Annotated in this window: 18 protein-coding genes; 6 read left to right on the top strand and 12 right to left on the bottom strand. The window is 73.8% G+C overall.

All coding sequences use genetic code 11. From position 1 onward, the window contains the following. Window positions 1-205: 205 nt before the first annotated feature. Window positions 206-1,939 (top strand): RNA ligase family protein, encoded by a 1,734-nt coding sequence (locus RV983_RS31295; RefSeq protein WP_475989059.1) that lies wholly within the window; start codon window positions 206-208, stop codon window positions 1,937-1,939. A 1-nt stretch (window position 1,940) separates the two neighbouring features. After that, entirely contained in the window at window positions 1,941-4,763 is a 2,823-nt protein-coding gene (locus tag RV983_RS31300) for a poly(A) polymerase (RefSeq protein WP_475989060.1), read from the top strand. A gap of 44 nt (window positions 4,764-4,807) precedes the next feature. Here the strand turns inward: RV983_RS31300 and RV983_RS31305 are convergent, their stop codons facing one another. From RV983_RS31305 to RV983_RS31315, 3 genes are all read right to left on the bottom strand, one after another. Further along, window positions 4,808-5,974 carry an alpha/beta hydrolase gene (locus RV983_RS31305; protein WP_475989061.1) on the bottom strand — a complete coding sequence of 389 codons (1,167 nt, stop codon included), beginning with the start codon at window positions 5,972-5,974 and terminating at the stop codon, window positions 4,808-4,810. 115 nt (window positions 5,975-6,089) lie between these two features. Next, a complete protein-coding gene (locus RV983_RS31310) occupies window positions 6,090-7,181 on the bottom strand; it encodes an NAD(+)/NADH kinase (protein ID WP_475989062.1) in 1,092 nt (363 codons plus the stop codon). Window positions 7,182-7,326: 145 nt separating this feature from the next. Then, the gene (locus tag RV983_RS31315) at window positions 7,327-7,722 is read right to left on the bottom strand and encodes a hypothetical protein (protein ID WP_475989063.1); all 396 of its coding nucleotides are present in this window, start codon (window positions 7,720-7,722) and stop codon (window positions 7,327-7,329) included. Between the two features lie 171 nt (window positions 7,723-7,893). Between RV983_RS31315 and RV983_RS31320 the strand changes: the two genes are divergently transcribed. Then, a complete protein-coding gene (locus RV983_RS31320; protein WP_475989064.1) occupies window positions 7,894-8,298 on the top strand; it encodes an ACT domain-containing protein in 405 nt (134 codons plus the stop codon). Here the strand turns inward: RV983_RS31320 and RV983_RS31325 are convergent, their stop codons facing one another. The 8 genes from RV983_RS31325 to RV983_RS31360 are packed head-to-tail and all read right to left on the bottom strand — an operon-like array spanning window position 8,299 to window position 11,965. After that, entirely contained in the window at window positions 8,299-8,706 is a 408-nt protein-coding gene (locus tag RV983_RS31325) for a gas vesicle protein K (RefSeq protein ID WP_475989065.1), read from the bottom strand. Further along, the gene (locus RV983_RS31330; RefSeq protein ID WP_475989066.1) at window positions 8,703-8,936 is read right to left on the bottom strand and encodes a gas vesicle protein; all 234 of its coding nucleotides are present in this window, start codon (window positions 8,934-8,936) and stop codon (window positions 8,703-8,705) included. Before RV983_RS31330 ends, RV983_RS31325 begins: the two co-directional genes overlap by 4 nt. After that, on the bottom strand, window positions 8,933-9,742 hold the full coding sequence (locus RV983_RS31335; protein WP_475989067.1) for a GvpL/GvpF family gas vesicle protein: 810 nt from the start codon (window positions 9,740-9,742) through the stop codon (window positions 8,933-8,935). The genes RV983_RS31330 and RV983_RS31335 overlap by 4 nt, the downstream gene beginning before the upstream one ends. Beyond that, window positions 9,735-10,193: a gas vesicle protein gene (locus RV983_RS31340; protein WP_475989068.1), complete on the bottom strand. Its 459-nt coding sequence runs from the start codon at window positions 10,191-10,193 to the stop codon at window positions 9,735-9,737. Before RV983_RS31340 ends, RV983_RS31335 begins: the two co-directional genes overlap by 8 nt. A 21-nt stretch (window positions 10,194-10,214) precedes the next feature. Next, complete coding sequence (locus tag RV983_RS31345; protein ID WP_475989069.1) at window positions 10,215-10,466, bottom strand: gas vesicle protein GvpG; 252 nt, start codon at window positions 10,464-10,466, stop codon at window positions 10,215-10,217. A 24-nt stretch (window positions 10,467-10,490) separates the two neighbouring features. Continuing rightward, window positions 10,491-11,204 (bottom strand): GvpL/GvpF family gas vesicle protein, encoded by a 714-nt coding sequence (locus RV983_RS31350; RefSeq protein WP_475989070.1) that lies wholly within the window; start codon window positions 11,202-11,204, stop codon window positions 10,491-10,493. A gap of 1 nt (window position 11,205) precedes the next feature. Then, complete coding sequence (locus tag RV983_RS31355; protein ID WP_475989071.1) at window positions 11,206-11,661, bottom strand: gas vesicle structural protein GvpA; 456 nt, start codon at window positions 11,659-11,661, stop codon at window positions 11,206-11,208. Between the two features lie 25 nt (window positions 11,662-11,686). Further along, on the bottom strand, window positions 11,687-11,965 hold the full coding sequence (locus tag RV983_RS31360; protein ID WP_475989072.1) for a gas vesicle protein GvpO: 279 nt from the start codon (window positions 11,963-11,965) through the stop codon (window positions 11,687-11,689). 131 nt (window positions 11,966-12,096) lie between these two features. Between RV983_RS31360 and RV983_RS31365 the strand changes: the two genes are divergently transcribed. Both RV983_RS31365 and RV983_RS31370 read left to right on the top strand, forming a co-directional pair. Further along, window positions 12,097-12,930 (top strand): histone protein, encoded by an 834-nt coding sequence (locus RV983_RS31365; RefSeq protein ID WP_475989073.1) that lies wholly within the window; start codon window positions 12,097-12,099, stop codon window positions 12,928-12,930. A 3-nt stretch (window positions 12,931-12,933) separates the two neighbouring features. Then, window positions 12,934-13,968 (top strand): SRPBCC family protein, encoded by a 1,035-nt coding sequence (locus RV983_RS31370; RefSeq protein WP_475989074.1) that lies wholly within the window; start codon window positions 12,934-12,936, stop codon window positions 13,966-13,968. Between the two features lie 395 nt (window positions 13,969-14,363). Here the strand turns inward: RV983_RS31370 and RV983_RS31375 are convergent, their stop codons facing one another. After that, entirely contained in the window at window positions 14,364-14,966 is a 603-nt protein-coding gene (locus RV983_RS31375; RefSeq protein WP_475989075.1) for a DUF1349 domain-containing protein, read from the bottom strand. Window positions 14,967-15,085: 119 nt separating this feature from the next. Between RV983_RS31375 and RV983_RS31380 the strand changes: the two genes are divergently transcribed. Continuing rightward, a complete protein-coding gene (locus RV983_RS31380; protein ID WP_475990519.1) occupies window positions 15,086-16,798 on the top strand; it encodes a sensor histidine kinase in 1,713 nt (570 codons plus the stop codon). Window positions 16,799-16,823: the final 25 nt, after the last annotated feature.

Below are 16,823 nucleotides of genomic sequence, written 5' to 3' on the forward strand. Positions count from 1 at the left end.
ATGTATCCGAATGTTCATTTTTGGCATGCAACCAGAAATGTCGAATCGTGCTCCGCCGGATCCTCCCGCGCCCACAGGCCCCCCGCCGGCAGTCCCCGGCGGGTCCGACGCGACCGCGGTCACCGCCGATTAATGCGTGGAACCGGCGTCCAGGCGGCTCCTACAGTGGCCGGGCACCAAAGGATCACGGGGGAGTACCGCCATCATGCGTACGCACTATCCGCGCACCCCGCATCTGCCCTGGTCGCCCGGGGCCGCGTCGGACGACGTACGCGCCCGGGACCTGGACGGGCTGCGCGGGCGCGAGGTCGTCGTCACCGAGAAGCTCGACGGCGAGAACACCACGCTCTGCGCCGACGGCCTGCACGCACGGTCGCCGGACTCGGCACACCACCCCTCACGGGCCTGGGTGAAGGCCCTCCAGGGCCGGATCGGGCCCGCCATTCCGGCCGGCCGGCGGGTGTGCGGGGAGAACCTGTTCGCCCGGCACTCGATCGCGTACGACGCCCTGGACAGCTGGTTCTACGGATTCTCCGTCTGGGACGGCGACCACTGCCTGGACTGGAACGCCACGACGCGCTTCCTGCGGCGCGTCGGCGTCCCCGTGCCGCCCGTGCTGTGGCGCGGCACCTTCGACGAGCGGGCGCTGCGGGCGCTGCGCGTGGACACCACCCGCCAGGAGGGATGGGTCGTCCGCACCGCCGAGGGCTTCGACCGCGAGGAGTTCGGGCGGCGCGTGGCCAAATGGGTGCGCCCGGACCACGTGCGGACCGACACGCACTGGATGCACGCCGCCGTCGTGGAGAACGGTCTCGGCCCGGCCGCCGCGCTGTGGGCGGTCCGTTCGGGCGCGGCCCCCGATCCTGCGGCCCTGGAAGCGGCGCTCGCCCTGCCCGGGCAGGGCGCGCACGCGGCCGGCGCCGCGGCGGACGCGGCCGCCCGGCTCGACGTACTGGGACGGACCGGGGACGCCCGGCTCGCGGGCGTGCTCGCCGCCCTGCTGCACGGCGAGCGCCGCGCACCGCTCGCGCCCCGGCTCGCGGGACCGCTGGGAATGGCCACGGCCCGGCGGGTCGCCGACCTGGTCGGGCTGCACTCCGCGCTCCACCTGCCGTACCCGGACCAGGACCGCCGCGCAGGGCTCGGCCGTCTCTCCCTCGCCGCCGACCTGGGCGTCCTGCACGCGGTCGCGGGCGCGGTCGCGACCGGTGGCGCGGCCCGCGAACAGGCCGAGTGGTCGGCGCTGCACGCGGACGAGGCGGGACTGCTGGCCGAGGAGCCGTTCGAGCCGCTGCGCGGCGGGCTGCGCGACGCTCTCGCCGGCCTGGGCGACGACGCCGCCGACCGCTGCTGGACCGAGGCCCGCCATGCGTACGCCGGCGGGCGCCTCGGCTCCGCCGAGGAGGCCGTCGCGGCGACCTGGCGGCACCGCTCGGGCGACTTCCCCCGGCTGATCCACCTCGTGGGCCCGGCGGGCAGCGGCAAGAGCACCTTCGCCACCGGCCTGGACGGCGCCGACGCCCGGGTCTCCCTGGACGAACTGCGGGGCTCCCGCGGATCCCGGGCCGACCAGCGGGCCAACCAGGAGGTGCTGCGCGAGGGCCTTCGACGGCTGGACGGCGCCCTGACCGGACGTGCGACGGTGGTGTGGGACGCCACGTCCCTCAACCCGCACCAGCGGTCCCTGGTGCAGACGGTGGCCCGCCGCCGCGACGCCCTCGTCACCCATGTGGTCGCGCTGGTCGGGGAGGACGAGCTGACGCGCCGCAACGCGGTCCGCGACCACCCGGTCCCGGACGCCGTGCGCACCGCGCAGGCCCGCCGCTTCGACCCGCCGTACCCGGGCCACGCGCACCGCACCTGGTACCTGGGCGCGGGCGGCACGGTCGAGGACACCGACGGCACGCTCGGTACCCCGACCGCCGGACAGGAGGCGTGAGATGCGCACCAGCGAGGAGATCTACCACCGGGTCCGCTGGGACGCCCGCTTCGACCCGGCCCGCTTCGTGCTCGGCGTCCTCCAGCGCGGCGCGGCCCCCGAGCGCGTCCCGCTGCCGGCCTTCGTGCCCGGAGGGGAGATCCCCTGGCACCGCGTGCTGTTCGTCGAGGCCGACGGCGAGCTCGTCTGGGACCGTGCCACCGGCGTCGACCGCATCGACGCCACCGACGCGGGCAGGGTTCGCGAACCCCGGCTGCTGCGCGCCCCGTTCTTCACCGCCCGGACCCCGCACAGCTGGGATCCGGCGGCCGGCTGGCGCCCCGGCGGCACGGCGCCCGGCGCGACGGCCTGCGGCGGCGAGGTGCGGGTCCTGACCTGGAACACCCTGTGGGACCGCTACGACGGGCACCTCATCGACACTGCCCGCCGCCGCCCCCTGCTGCTGCGTGCGCTGGAGCGGTCGGGCGCCGACGTCATCGCGCTCCAGGAGACCGAACCGCGCCTGCTCGCGATGATCTCCGCGGAGCCGTGGGTGCGCGAGCACTACGTCCTGTGCACCGCGCCGGACGGCACCGGGACGCGCGAGGTGGCTGAGCACGGGCTGCTGCTGCTCAGCCGGCTGCCCGTGCGCGAGTCCGCGGTGCACGCCCTCGGTCCGCACAAGGCCGTCGCCGCGATCACCGTGGAGACCGCCCAGGGCCCGCTCGTCGTCGCCGCCACCCATCTGACCAGCAATCACTCCGAGGACGGCGCGGCCCGGCGCGAGGCGGAACTGGCCCGGCTGGCCGAGGGACTGGCCGGTGTCGACGCCCCCGGCCTGGTCGTGCTCGGCGACTTCAACGACGGCGGCGACGCGCCGGCCCGCGCCCTCGGGCTCCGCGACGCCTGGACCGACGTCCACGGCGCCGCCGACGCGACCCCCACCTTCGACCCCGTGGCGAACCCGCTCGCCGCCGTGTCCTCGCTCACCGGCCGCGCCTCCCGCCTGGACCGCGTACTGCTGCGCGACGCCGGAGGACTCCGTGCCACCGCCGCCCGGCTGCGGGGTGAAACCCCCGCCCCCGACGGGCTGTTCGCGTCCGACCACTACGGGGTGGAGGCCGTGCTGACCCCGGCGGGCGCCGCGGGCGCGGAGACCCTGGACGTGGCGCCCACCGCCCGCACCGCCGTGGCCTGGCTCCCGCCCGGGGAACCGCTCCCCGCGCTCCAGGAGGTCCGCCGGGAGCACGACCCGCAGGTCCACCACCGGCCCCCGCACGTCAACCTGCTCTTCGGCTTCGTCCCCGAGCACGCCTTCGAGCGCGCCGCGCCCCTGCTCGCCGCCGCGGCGGCGGCCACGCCGGGGTTCACGGCGCGGCTGGACGGGATCCACACCTTCGGCCACCGCGAGGACGCCACCGTCCGGCTCGACCCGGCCGGTGCCGGCGCGGCTCCCTGGGCTGCCCTCCACCACGCCCTCGCCGAACGGTTCCCGCGCTGCCGGGGCCGCGCCGAGGGCTGCACCCCGCACCTCACCCTGGGCCGGACCCCCGATCCGCTGCCCGTCGCGGCCGCCACGGCGGCCCGCCTCGGCCCGATGACGGCCCGCGTCGGGACGATCGTCCTGCTGTCGCGGCGCGGCGACGAGCCGATGCGTCCGCGCGCCGAGGTCACCCTCGGCACGGGCACATTGCGCTGGCTGGACGACGAGCCCCCGCCGGACGGCAGCCACACACCGGCCGCCGGGGACGCCGAAGCGAACCGTGTGCTGCGGCAGTTGACGGTGGCGCTCCGGCCCGGAGCGGTGCACCTGGCCGGGTCCCGCCGTATGGGGTGCCATCTGCCCGGCGCCGATCTCGACGTGGTGGCCGCGCTGCCCGGCACGGTCCGCATGGAGGACGTGGCGGCCCGCGTGGCGGCCGCCGTGCCCGACGCCGTACGGCTGCGCCAGGTCACCGGGGTCCGGATGCCGGGACTGCGCTTCACCGTGGGCGGCCTGGACGTCGACCTGGTGGTCGTGGCCACCGGCCCGCTCGCCCCCGGCGAGGCGGTGGACCGCCGCATGGAACTCGGCGGGGCCGCCGCCGTCGCGCTGAGCGCGGTCAGCGACGCGGACGCCGTGCTCGCGCTGGCCGGCGGCGCGCACGACCGGTTCACCGCGCTGGCCCGCCGGGTGAAGGCCTGGGCCCGGGCACGCGGGCTGGACGCGGCACCCTTCGGCGGACTGCCCGGCCTGGCATGGGCGGTGCTGGCGGCCCGCACGGTGGGCGAGCACCCGGGCATGCCCGCGTCCGGTCTGGCACGGGAGTTCTTCGCGACCTGGGCCGCGTGGGACTGGCGCACTCCGGTCGGCGGCGGGGCACTGTCCGCCCCGGCCGTGTCCGTCGCCACCCCGAGCGCCCCCGTCCGCCTGTGCACCGAGCAGGCCGGCCCCGGCTTCCGCGACCTGCTGACCCAGGAGCTCTACCGTGCCTGGGAGTTGCTGGACGACGGCGCCGACGCGGCCGCGCTGCTCGCGCCCCCGCCACTGCACCGGCGGCACGCCGCGTGGGCCGTCGCCACGGTGCGACCCGCCCCGGGCGAGGACCTCGACCGGTCGGTGGGCCGTTTCCGCGGCCGCGTGCGCGCCCTGCTGACCGCGCTGGAGGACGCGGGCGCCGTGGACGTCCACGCGTGGCCGCGCCCCTTCATGGCGGACCATGAGCAGGCGCGGTGGGCCATCGGCCTCGGCCGCACCCCGCCCGACGCCGGCGCGCTCGACCGCATCGCCGGGCGCTGGCTCCGCGTCGTCCCCGGTGTGACGCTCACCCACGTCGACGGCGGTGCCGTGCCCACGCTGCGCTGAGGGGGCGGCCGGAACGCGGCCGCCCCCTCGTTCCGGTGCGTGGGCTACTTGCCGGCCCCGCCCTCGCCCGAGCCGTGCAGGGCGTCGCGCAGTGCGGCGGTCGCCTCCGCGACGGCCGCCTTGTTGGACGCGGTGTCCTTCAGGGCGTTGAGCATCATGAAGTCGTGGGTGATCTTCTCGTAGTGCGACAGGGTCACCGGGACCCCGGCGCCGCGCAGCTTCTGCGCGTAGGCGGTGGCCTCGGAGAAGAGCACGTCGGAGTCCGTGATCACCAACGCCGGGGGCAGGCCGCGCAATTGCGCGGTGGTGGCGCGCAGCGGTGCCGCAAGCGGGTTCGCCCGGTCGTTGACGTGGGGGGCGTACGCGTCCCAGAACCACTGCATGGCGGGCCGGGTGAGCCAGCAGTTCTCCGCGAAGCGGTGGTAGGACGGCGTGTCGAAGTCGGCGTCGGTCACCGGGTAGAGCATGACCTGCTGGCGGAAGTGCGGGCCGCCGCGCTGCTTGGCCATCATGGTGACGGCGGCGGTCATGTCACCGCCCACCGAGTCGCCGGCGACGGCGAGGCGGGAGGAGTCCACGCCGATCTCGGCGCCGTTGGCCGCGACCCACTTGGCCACGGCGTACGCCTGCTCGATGGGAACGGGGAACTGGGCCTCGGGGGACGGGGTGTAGTCGACGAACACCACGGCGGCCTTCGCCCCGTCGGCGATTTCGCGGATCAGGCGCTCGTGGGTCTTGAAGTTGCCCAGCACCCAGCCGCCGCCGTGGATGTAGACGATGCCGGGCAGCGCGCCCTCGGCCCCCTCGGGCCGCACGACGTGGATGGAGACCGGCCCGGTCGGACCGCCCGGCACGTCCCTCCGGGTGACCGTGGCGGGCAGCATGTCCACCGGCCCGGCCTGGAGCTTGTTCAGCACCTCGCGGGCGTCGCTGTACGACATCTTGTACAACGGCGGGCCGCCGGCCGCCGCGAGCCCGTCGAGGAAGTCCTGGTCGATCTTCTCGAGCTTCACCGGTGGATCGCCGCAGGGCCCGTACTTCGCGGGCGCCCCGTCGGCCACCGCCACCCTCGTGGCCGCCGCGTCGCGGACGTCGGCGGAGCGGCCGGCCCGGCCCGCGCAGCCGCCGCTGAGCGCGGTGGCCACCACGAGCGCGGCGGCCAGGGCCCAGCGGCTCCGACGCGCCGTGGACGGGTCTCGAGGACAGGTCATGTCGGTCTCCCGGTTGTGGTCGCGTCCCCCAGGTCAGCCTGCGGAGGCCCGCTGTGGCGGACAACCGGGGATAGGCCGCCTGAGTGGCGCGCCCGCCGGACGATCCGGGAGGCCGTCAGCGCGCCCCGTCGGCGTCGGCGTCGGTGTCGGTGTCCGCGGGCGGGGGCAGACGCAGCCCGGCCAGATCCGGGGGGACGGGGGAGTCGGGCCGGATCAGGGGCGCCGCCATGCCGTCGGCGACCGCGGCGGGCGCGTCACTGAGCCGGAAGCGGTCGCGGACCCGGCGGTAGAAGTCGGTGGGGCCGAGCCGGATCAGCCGCAGCCGGTGCCGGCCGCGGTAGACGGCGACCCAGTCGCCGGGGTCCAGGACACCGCGCAACTGGCCGTCGATGCTGACCGCGACGCGCCCCGAATGGGGAAGCACCCGGATGGCGACGGGCTCGTCCGGTGCCGCCACCATCGTGCGGTCGAAGGCCATGTGGGGCGCCACCGGCGTGAAGACCACGGCGTCCATGTGCGGGGAGACGACGGGCCCCCCGGCGGCGAAGCTGTACGCGGTGGATCCGGTGGGCGTCGCCGCGATGATCGCGTCCGCGGAGTACGAGGCGAACAACCGCCCGGCCAGGTACACCGCCACGCTCGCCTGCCGGTCGCGGGCGAGCTTCTCGAAGACGATGTCATTGACCGCGTTGACGTTCATGGGCACGCCCCACCCGACGTCCACGGGGTCGCCCGGCCGCACGCTCGGCGCGGGGAGCGCCGGCCCGCGGCCGTACCGCAGCAGCGACTCGATGCCCTCGGGGACCTCCAGCGGGCGTGACGCGCGGAGCGTGAGCGTCATCCGGTCCTCGACGCCGGCCCGGTCCTCGCTGACCGCGTCCAGCGCCTTGGTGACATCCTCCACGCAGACCTCGGTGAGGAAGCCGACCCGGCCCAGGTCCACGCCGAGCACGGGCGCGCCGCAGGCCGCCGCGACCCGGGCGCCGCGCAGGAAGGTGCCGTCGCCGCCGAGCGTGACGATGAGGTCCGGATAGCCCGCCGACTCCGCTTCCGCCCGGCCGCTGTGGCGCGGAAGGTCCTGCCGCCAGATGTCGATCTCGACGGCGGGGATGTCGCGCTCCGCACACCAGCGGTGCACTGTGGCGGCCGCGTCGACGGCCTCCGGACGCCCCTCGTGGACGATCATGCCGACCCGGCTCACCGGCATTCCGCGCTCCTTCGGCTGGCTCGGATCTCTCTCGACTGTCCGTGCACCGGTACCAGCATGGCGACTCCCGGTCCGATCGGCAGCGGGAACCCCGGCGACCCGTCAGGCGTGACCGCGCCCCTCGTGGCGGCCGGGGCGCGGCGGGCTACACCGTGATGCTGCGCCAGGAGACCGGCACCCCGTCCCCGTCCGTCCAGCCCAGCACCAGGCGCCGGTACTCGGTGTGCGTCAGCATCTGCGTGCGCGTCCAGGCCGAGCCGCACTGCGCGCCGATCTGCTGCCCCGGAGCCAGCGTCGTCTCCCGGGTTCCGGACGGGGCGTCGTCGGCCTGGAGGAACACACATCCCGGCTCGTCCGTCGTCTTCGTGACCAGGGCGTCCACGTCCCAGCCGGTCCCCTGCGGGCGGACCGTGATCGTGGCGAACCCGACCCGGTCCGGCTCGGTCAGCTCCAGGCGCGCGGTGCCCCCGCCGCCCGACCGCGGCTGCCATCCGTCGGCGGCCCCGGCGGCCGGCGCCAGCGCCAGCAGCACCGACGACACGACCGACACGACAGTCCCAGCGACCCGGCTTCTGCGCACAGCGGCCCTCCACGGCGTTCGTCCGGCCGCCGGGCGGCGGCCCCCCTCATCCAAACCCGCGCGGCGCCCGGGTCCGGGGGCGCGGCACGCGGACCGGCCGGTGCGATCACCCGTCCGGCATAAGGTGTGATCATGAGCGGAGAGACGGATCTGCGGACACTGCTGAGCGGCATGCGCCCCGAGGCCGGCCGGGAACGGTATGTCTTCACCACCCTCCCCGTCGGCAGCGCCGTGCCGGACGGCCTGGCGCCGGTCGTCACCGTCGCCGAGGAGGAGGGCACGACCCTCGTACTGCCGCAGGAGCAGGCGGACGCGGCGGGCCTGGGCCACGACTACGTGGCGGGCCGGATCACCCTGCGCGTGCACTCCGCCCTGGCGGCCGTCGGCCTGACGGCGGCCGTCGCCCGGGAGCTCGCCGACGCGGGCATGAGCTGCAACGTCGTCGCGGGCTTCCACCACGACCACCTCTTCGTGCCCTACGAGCGGCTGGACGAGGCGGTCGCGTTGCTGGCGGACCTGGCGCGGCGCTCCGGCTGATCACTCCTCGGCGTCCGGCGGCAGCAGCGTGCCGAGCGGACCGAGGTCCAGGTTCAGGTCGCGCATGGTCAGGCCGTACTCGGCGCACAGACCGGTCATGCGGTCGTGGAGGATCATCAACGTGGCGCCGAGGCGCTCCTCCTCGTCCTCGGTGAGGTCGCCCGCGTCGACCCGGCGCAGCGCCTGGCGCTCCATGAGCTGGCGCAGCAGCTCGACGAGGGTGAGCACGAGACGTACCAGGTCCCGTTCGACGGTGTCGGGGTCGGCGCGCACCCGCCGGGCGGGGCGCGGCGGCGTGCCCGGCGCGGGCGGCGGGGGAGTGTCCTCCGGCAGCGCGGGCAGCAGACGGAAGGCCCGGGCCGCCGCGTCGGCGACCTCGCCGAGCCGGTCGGAGGGCCCGGCGCTCACGGCCGCTCCGCGGAAGGCGGCGGCGCTGCGGTGTCCCACGGGGACGGGTTCTGGGCGCTGATGGAGACGACCAGCGCGCGCAGCGAGACCCGCACCAGGTCGATGTCGGCGATGGACAGCACCACGTCCCCGGTGAGCACGACGCCCCCGCTCAGCAGGCGGTCCAGCAGGTCGATCAGCGCCACCTGCCGCTGCGGCAGCGGGTCGCCGCCCCGCGCGGGAACGCTCATGACGGCGCGCCCTCGGGAACGGCGGCGAAGGAGTACGGGGCCCAGGGCCCGGTCACCTCGACCCGCACCCCCGACAGCCCGGCGGCGGCGTCCTGGACGCGGACGCGGAAGGTCTCCGCATGTTCGCGGGCGACCAGATAGGCGTCGTTGACGACGTTCTCCCCGGCGTCACCGGCGAGTTCGCCCTGCTGGACGCGGTGCCGCGCGTGATCGACGGCGAGTTCGCGACCGATCGCCGCCACGCGCTCCGCAGCCCCGCGGGCGTCGTGGTGGGCGTCCTCGCGCGAGTGCCGCTGCACCCCGCGGGCCCGCAGATAGGCGCGTCCGGGGCTCAGGTCCTGCGCGGAAGGGGCGGCGGGTGCCTCGCGCGGGGCGTCCTCGACGTAGATCTTGACGCCCCACTCCAGGTGCCCGTCGAGCCGGTCCAGGCACGCCGTGAACATCGCGCGCCCGTTCCCCAGCATGTCCCGGACGCGGGCGTCGTCGAGGTACACCGTGGCCAGCCGCAGGGGGAGCACGGTCGCCTTCGCGGACAGCTCCTCGATCACGGTGTGGTGGGCGCGGGCGACGACCTCCAGCCACCCCAGGTCCTCCAAGTGCCGCCGCAGCGCGGCCTCCTGGAAGTCGGCTGCGGGCACCGCGCTGACCGCCGCGGCCAGTCCGGCGCCGGGCGGCCCGGACACCAGGCGCACCGGGGCACCGGCCACCCCGGTCAGGTCCGCCGGCAGACCGACCGGTGGCGCGGCGCCGCCCCCGTGAAGGACGGCGTACGCATAGGTCACACGGTCGGGCCCTGCGTCACTCATCGTCCGGCTCTCTCCTGCGGCGGGCGGCCGGCGGCCGCGCGGCCGCCCGGCGCGGGCGAGGGGCGGGCTTCCGTGCGTGTGCCGCGGGCGCGGCGGGAAGTTCCCGCTCCTCCCGAAGCGCCTCGATCTCCGCGCGAAGGCGCTTGTTCTCGTCCGCGAGCGCACGATCCCCGCCCGCACGGGAGGACAGCGAAGGATCGTGCTCCCACCAGTCGATCCCCATCTCCTTGGCCTTGTCTACCGAGGCGACGATCAACCGGAGCTTGATGGTGAGCAGTTCGATGTCCAGTAGGTTGATCTTGATGTCCCCCGCAATGACGATGCCTTTGTCGAGGACGCGTTCCAGGATGTCGGCGAGGTTCGCAGAGGAGCCGCCGCCCTGGCCGTAGGGGGAGTAGGGCGACTGTCCCCGGGTGGGGTACGAGCTGAGTTTGTCGGCGGGGTCCGTCACGCGGTCACCTCTGATTCCCGCTCAGCTGCCGGTGCTCCGGCGGTGTTCGGTGATCTCCTCGAGGCGGTCGAGCAGTTTGTCCTCGCGCTCCTCGAAGGTCTCCTCGTCGATCCGTCCGGCGAGCAGCTCCCTCTCCAGCGCGGCGAGTTCCTGTTCCACCGGCCCGGGGTCGTAGTACTTCTCCTCGGCCTCGTCCTTGACGCGTTCCACGACCCAGATCACGCCGCGCACGGGCGCCAAGGGCAAGGTGAGGAGTCCGGTGACGAGTCCCACGGCACTCCCCTCTCATACGGATTCTCATACGAAGCTGTACGGCGGCAGCGGTCCGCGTAGGCGGAAGTCGCACTCGTCGCCGAGCTGATTGGCGAGGCTGAGCTGGGTGGCGAGGAACATCTCCTCCTGGCCTTCCTCCACCAGGAAGGACACGCTGAGGAAGTCCTGCCCGGTGGGCGGCGTGGAGTCGTCCTCCCTGGCGAACGGGCGCAGTGCCTCGACGATGCCCGCGCCGAGCGCGCGCTGGCGCGCCTCGACCTCGCGGCCGATCAGTTCGCCGAGGGCGAGCGGCATCTCGGGGGTGCCGGAGCCGTCCCGGATCTGCTTGTTGAGCCGGGCCGCCTCCTCCGACTCGACGAGGATGCGGCGCAGCAGCGCGTCCTCCTCCCAGGAGACCTTCAGGTGGTACTCGGCGCATCCCTCGAGAGCCCGCAGCCGGCTGAGGTAGTCGTCGGCGCGTTCGTCCAGCGTGGCGCGCACGGTGTCGTCGTCCGGGGCGGTGAGGCCGAACCGCAGCGGCAGCACAGGGCCTTCGGCCATCAGCCGCTCCTGGACCTCCTGGTGGGCCATGACGTCGCGCCGCCGCGGCCGCAGGTCCTCGGGCGCGTCGCTGACGACGGCGCTCAGTGAGCCGGCGGTCACGGTGCGCAGGGCGCCGGGGGGCTTGCCGACGCCGTGGAGGCCGTCGAGGTCCGCCGGGTGCGCCTTCGAGATGATGGAGTAGACGTAGACGGACATGTCATTCCCTCTCCCGCCGGGCGCTCCGCTTGGCCGGGCGGCGCCGCCTCGCTCGGGGCTCCTCCTCGTACTCGGCCTCCTCCTGGCCCTCTTCCTCCTCGTCGTCGCCGCCCTTCAAGGTGTCGGTGACGGCTTCGACGGCGCCGGTCAGCGCGCCTTTGGACTTGCCCTTCGCGCCGCCCTCGGTGATCTCGCCCACGAGGTCGGGGAGCTGGGTGGGCTGCTTGCGGCCGGACTCCAGGTCGAGGCGGTTGCAGGCCTCCGCGAAGCGCAGATACGTGTCCACGCTGGCGACGACGATGCGGGCGTCGATCTTGAGGATCTCGATGCCGACGATCGACACCCGGACGAAGACGTCGATGACGAGGCCGCGGTCGAGGATCAGCTCCAGGACGTCGTACAGACTGCCCGAGCCGCCGCCCGACCCACCGCCGGCGCCCTGTGGCACCACGGTCATGGTGCCTCCTCCCTTCAGCGCCCCCTCAGACGCGTCGGTCGATCTGCCCACGGGTGTAACGCCGTGTCCGCTCGTACGAGACGAGCCCGCCCTCCTCGTCAAGACTCACGTGATAGGTCGCCATGACGCTGGTGGTCGGCGGAACACGTTCCAGTTCCAGGACCTCCACGTCGGCCTCCCAGCCGTCCTCGGTCGGTTTCACCGCGGACACCGACTCGGGCTGGCGCCCGAGGAGTTCGGTGAGCTGGTCGGCCGCCGAGCGCATGGCCCACGCGGCGGAGGGCTTGCGGGGCCGTCGGGTCATGTCGTCCCCTTCGGTCGTTGCCGCCGCCGTGCTTTCGAGCGGCGCCACCCCGGCAAGCAAACGTACTATTTCAGCATATATACCTACAGTCGTGCGTGGCGACACGATCGCCGATCGGAAGGGAACGACTGATGAAGGATTCGACCAAGATGGCCCTCGCCGCAGGGATGGCCGGTGGCTATGTGCTCGGCCGGACCAAGAAGGGCCGGCTCGCCTTCGGTCTGGCGACGTATCTCGCGGGCCGCCGCTTCGGTCTCGAACCGCAACAGCTGCTCACCGAGGGTGTTCGCAGACTCAAGGAACTGCCGCAGTTCGAGGACCTGAACGACCAACTGCGCGGTGAACTGATGGACGCCGGCCGCCAGGCGCTGTCCGCGGCCGCGGACCGCCGTCTGGCCGGTCTGGCGGAGTCGCTGCACGACCGCACCTCGCGCATAGGCGGGAAGGCCGGCAAGAGCGGGCGCGACGAGGACGAGGAAGCGGAGGACGAGTACGAGCCCGAGGGCGACGAGGGCGACGAGGAGGAGCCGGAGGGCGAGGAGGAAGCCGAGGACCAGGAACCACCGGAGGACGAGGAGGAAGCCGAGGACGAGGAGGAAGCCGAGGACCAGGAACCGGAGGACGAGGAAGAAGAGCCCGAGGACGAGGAGGAGCCGGAGGACGAGGAGGAGCCCGCCAAGCGGCCTGCGGCCAAGCGCGCGCCCGGGCGTGCCCGCCACCGCCGTCCCGCGAAGCGACCGGCGGCGAAGGACGCACCGGCCGAGAAGCCCGCGGCGAAGAAGGCGCAACCAGCGAGGAAGTCCAGCGCCAAGAAGGCCGCGCCGCCCCCGCGCAAGCAGGCGGCGAAGAAGCCGGCAGCCAAGAAGGCCGCCACGAAGAAGACCGCACCGAGTCGCGGCGGCGCCAAGAAGGTGGCGGCGAAGAAGGCGTCGGCCAAGAAGGCGTCGTCCACACGGCGGAGGTAGGCCATGGCCAGGACGGCACAGCACAGCCCGAACGGACAGGCCTCGGGCCTGGACCAGTTGCGTGACGAGATGGTCCATTTCCTGGGCGCCCAGGTGGAGAACCTGGCGGAGAAGGCGGGCGACAAAGTCGCGGGCCTCACCGGCCAGTTGCGCGACGTGGTCGAGAACAACGGTGCCCTGCCGAAGGCGGGGCTGCGCATCCTCCAGGGCGAGTCGCCGTTGAAGGCCTTCTTGGGCGAGAAGGCCAAGAGCATCGGCGGAGGCATGCTCGACAAGGCCAAGCAGGCGATGGGCATGGGCAAGGGGCGCAAGTCGGGGACGACGAAGGTGATGAACATCATCGAGTCCCTCGACGTCGGCGTGCCGCTCCGCTTCGCCTACGACCACTGGACCCAGTACGAGAAGTTCAGCACCTTCACCAAGGGCGTCCGGAGTGTCTCCAAGGGCGAGGACGCCAGCAGTGACTGGAAGGTCAAGGTGGGCCCGTCCACGCGTGGCTGGAAGGCCACCGTCCAGGAGCAGATCCCCGACGAGCGCATCATCTGGAGCTCCGAGGGCGCCAAGGGCACCACGCGCGGATGCGTCAGCTTCCACGAGGTCACGCCCACGCTGACCCGCATCGTGCTCGTCGTCGAGTACTACCCCTCCGGCTTCTTCGAGAAGACCGGCAACATCTGGCGGGCCCAAGGCCGCCGTCTCCGGCTGGACTTCAAGCACTTCCAGCGGTACGTCACCCTCACCGACGAGGAACCCGAGGGCTGGCGCGGCGAGATCCGCGACGGCGAGGTCGTGCGCACGCACGAGGAGGCGCTGGAGGACGAGGAGGCGGAGTCCGACGAGTACGACGAGGACGCCGACGAGGACGCCGACGCCGAGTACCCGGAGGACGACGAGGAGTACGACGAGGACGCCGAAGCCGAGGACGCCGAAGCCGAGGACGAGGGCGGCGACGAGGACGAGGGCGAGGAGGACGCCGAGGGCGCCGAGGACGAGTACGAGGACGACGAGGAACCGGAGTACGACGAGGCCCGTCGCTGACGTTCCGACACATGCCCAGTGCTGCCCGGCGCTCCGCCACCTCCGCGAGCCCGTCGAAGGTGCGCACCAGTACCTCGCGCCGCCGTGCGCGGTGGTCCGTACGCGGCTCCAGCCCGTCGATCGTGGCGTCCGGCACGGCGAGGTACCGTGCCTTCCACGCCCGGACCTCCGCCGCCACGGGAAGCGTCACCCCCGCCCAGCCCTGCGTGGCGAGCAGGTGCAGCACTTCGAGGTTGCAGGGCACCGCCACACCCCTGTACTCGTCCGGTTCCAGGTCTGAGGCGTCGCCCCGCATGGCCCGGGCGACCTCCGCGGTCAAGCGGCCGGTGAGCAGGCCCAGATGGTCCGCCGCGGTGTCCTCGTCGAAGTTCCCGCGCCCCAGCCGCCCACCGTGCTCAACCCTCCACGGCGCCGTGCAGCGAGGCGTCCGCGGGCCCCTGCGCGAACCGGGTGAACCGCACGCGCAGTCCGGCCCTCTCGGGCGAACAGCAGAAGGGGCCCGCCGAAGCCTCGGCCCCGGGCGCGAGCGGTGCGAGCCGCACCATGCGCCACGGCTCCTCGTCGCAGCGCGCCCTGATCGTCACGGCGTCGCCGACCCGGCTGGCCCGCACGGTGACCTCGCGGTCCTTCCACTCGGGTACCGGGGCCAGGGACCAGTCCGACCGTCCGTGGGTGACCACGGCGCCCAGGTGCGGCACGCCGTCCGACATCTCCACGCCGGCCTTGATCCAGGTCTCCGCGTCGACGCGGATCATGAGGCCGGCCTGGTCGTACAGCGTGTCGAAGTCCGCGACGAAGCCGACCTCGACCGCGCCGGGGCCGGCGAAGGGGGCCAGCAGCGCGTGTCCGTCGTCGCGGACGAAGCCGTAGCTCGTGGTGCGCCAGAAGTCGCTGCGGTCACGCGTGGTGACCAGCAGTCCCTGGGCGTCTGATCGGGCCTCCGACGGCGGGTTGAGCCACGCGGCCTCGTCCCAGCCGATCGCACGGTGATCATTCATGGGGTGAGTCTGCCCGTACCGCCCCGCCCGGGGCCAGGGGCGGACGCCGCGCCGCCTGACGCCAAGGTGAGGACAATGGCTGTGGGGAGCCCCCGTGCCTGATGGAGGAATCCATGGGGATGGAGCCCGACAAGGGTCAGGAGCGCCTGCCGCGGATGCAGCTGGACGATCTGCTGGATGAGTTGCAGATCCGGATCGATGCCGTGCGCGGGACGCGGGACCGCGTGCACAGTCTGCTGCAGGCCGTGCTGTCGGTGGGACGCGAGCTCGATCTGTCGCAGGCGCTGCGCCGGATCGTGGAGGCAGCGGTGGTGCTCGTGGACGCGGAGTACGGCGCACTCGGCGTCATCGGGAGCGACGACCGCCTGTCGCAGTTCCTCCCGGTGGGTGTCGCGGACGCGGACATCGAGAAGATCGGCCCGCTGCCGTCCGGTCACGGCATCCTGGGCGAACTCATCCGCCATCCGGAGCCGCTGCGGCTGGAGGAGATCTCCGAGCCCCCCGTCTCGTACGGCTTCCCGGCGAACCACCCGCCGATGCACTCCTTCCTCGGCGTTCCCATCCGGGTCCGCGAGGAGGTGTTCGGCAACCTCTACCTGACCGAGAAACGCGGGGGCAAGGAGTTCGACGGCGAGGACGAGGCCGTGCTGTCGACCCTGGCGGTCGCGGCCGGTGTCGCCATCGACAACGCCCGGCTGTACGAGGAGGCCCGGTCCCGGCAGCGCTGGCTGGAGGCGAACGCCGAGATCACCGCCAGCCTGCTGTCCGGCGCCGAGGAATCCCGGGTGCTGGAGCTGATCGTCGAGCACGGCCGGCGCATCCTGGCCGCGGACCTGGGCGTGATGGCCCTACCGGTCGAGGGGACCGGCGACGTCCGGATGGCCATCGCCACGGGCATCGACGCGGCCGCGCACTCCGGTCTGGTGCTGCCGCGCCGGGGTTCCTTCGTCGGTGCCGCGATGGCGGCGGGGGAACCGATCATCAGCTCCGAGGTCGGCCAGGACCCGCGGATCACGACCGGGCCGCCCCGCTTCGCCGGGCTGGGACCGGCCGTCGCCGTACCGATGAGCACCAGCGAGGGCGTGCGCGGCGCGCTGCTGCTGGCCCGGGCCAAGGGCGAGCCGGACTTCACCGAGATCGAGACGGCTCCGCTGACGGACTTCGCGGGTTCCGCCGCGCTCGCCATGGAACTGGCGGAGCGGCGCCGCTCCGCCGAGCAGTTGGCCCGGCTGGAGGACCGCGACCGTATCGCCCGCGACCTGCACGACCTGGCCATCCAGCGGCTGTTCGCGACGGGGATGACGCTCCAGAGCGCGGTGCGCTTCGTCGACCACCCGCAGGCCAGCGAGCGGTTGCTGCGCGCGGTGGACGACCTGGACGAGACGATCAAGATCATCCGGTCGACGATCTTCGGCCTGCGCACGCACGATGCCGGTCCGGGCCGCAAGGGCCTGCGGGTGCGGGTCGCGGGTGCGGTGGAGCGGGCGGTGCCCGCGCTCGGGTTCACCCCGGCGCTCCGCATGGAGGGCCTGATCGACACCGATGTGCCGGTCCCGGTCGCCGAGAACGTCGTCGCCGTGCTGGGGGAGGCGCTGTCGAACGTGGCCCGGCACGCCAAAGCACGCTCCGCGGAGGTGTGCCTGGTCGTCGGCGACGGCGCGCTGACACTGACGGTGGCCGACGACGGCGTGGGCATCCGCGAGGGCGCCTGCCGCAGCGGTCTGGTCAACCTCGCGGAGCGGGCGGAGAAGTTCGGCGGCTCGCTGGTCCTGGACGTTCCCGCGCAGGGAGGCACCCGCCTGGTCTGGCGGGTCCCGCTGGCCCTGGGCTGACCCGGGCCCTCCCCGCCCCGCGCCA

The sequence above is a fragment of the Streptomyces sp. RLA123 genome, from assembly GCF_056270165.1.

What these genes read in the sequence shown, in the direction of transcription:
- RV983_RS31380 (WP_475990519.1), top strand. Translation starts at nt 15,086, where the DNA reads ATGGAGCCCGACAAGGGTCAGGAGCGCCTGCCGCGGATGCAGCTGGAC.
- RV983_RS31300 (WP_475989060.1), top strand. Translation starts at nt 1,941, where the DNA reads ATGCGCACCAGCGAGGAGATCTACCACCGGGTCCGCTGGGACGCCCGC.
- RV983_RS31350 (WP_475989070.1), bottom strand. Translation starts at nt 11,204, where the DNA reads ATGTCCGTCTACGTCTACTCCATCATCTCGAAGGCGCACCCGGCGGAC.
- RV983_RS31360 (WP_475989072.1), bottom strand. Translation starts at nt 11,965, where the DNA reads ATGACCCGACGGCCCCGCAAGCCCTCCGCCGCGTGGGCCATGCGCTCG.
- RV983_RS31295 (WP_475989059.1), top strand. Translation starts at nt 206, where the DNA reads ATGCGTACGCACTATCCGCGCACCCCGCATCTGCCCTGGTCGCCCGGG.
- RV983_RS31310 (WP_475989062.1), bottom strand. Translation starts at nt 7,181, where the DNA reads ATGCCGGTGAGCCGGGTCGGCATGATCGTCCACGAGGGGCGTCCGGAG.
- RV983_RS31355 (WP_475989071.1), bottom strand. Translation starts at nt 11,661, where the DNA reads ATGACCGTGGTGCCACAGGGCGCCGGCGGTGGGTCGGGCGGCGGCTCG.
- RV983_RS31320 (WP_475989064.1), top strand. Translation starts at nt 7,894, where the DNA reads ATGAGCGGAGAGACGGATCTGCGGACACTGCTGAGCGGCATGCGCCCC.
- RV983_RS31305 (WP_475989061.1), bottom strand. Translation starts at nt 5,974, where the DNA reads ATGACCTGTCCTCGAGACCCGTCCACGGCGCGTCGGAGCCGCTGGGCC.
- RV983_RS31370 (WP_475989074.1), top strand. Translation starts at nt 12,934, where the DNA reads ATGGCCAGGACGGCACAGCACAGCCCGAACGGACAGGCCTCGGGCCTG.
- RV983_RS31330 (WP_475989066.1), bottom strand. Translation starts at nt 8,936, where the DNA reads ATGAGCGTTCCCGCGCGGGGCGGCGACCCGCTGCCGCAGCGGCAGGTG.
- RV983_RS31365 (WP_475989073.1), top strand. Translation starts at nt 12,097, where the DNA reads ATGAAGGATTCGACCAAGATGGCCCTCGCCGCAGGGATGGCCGGTGGC.
- RV983_RS31375 (WP_475989075.1), bottom strand. Translation starts at nt 14,966, where the DNA reads ATGAATGATCACCGTGCGATCGGCTGGGACGAGGCCGCGTGGCTCAAC.
- RV983_RS31335 (WP_475989067.1), bottom strand. Translation starts at nt 9,742, where the DNA reads ATGAGTGACGCAGGGCCCGACCGTGTGACCTATGCGTACGCCGTCCTT.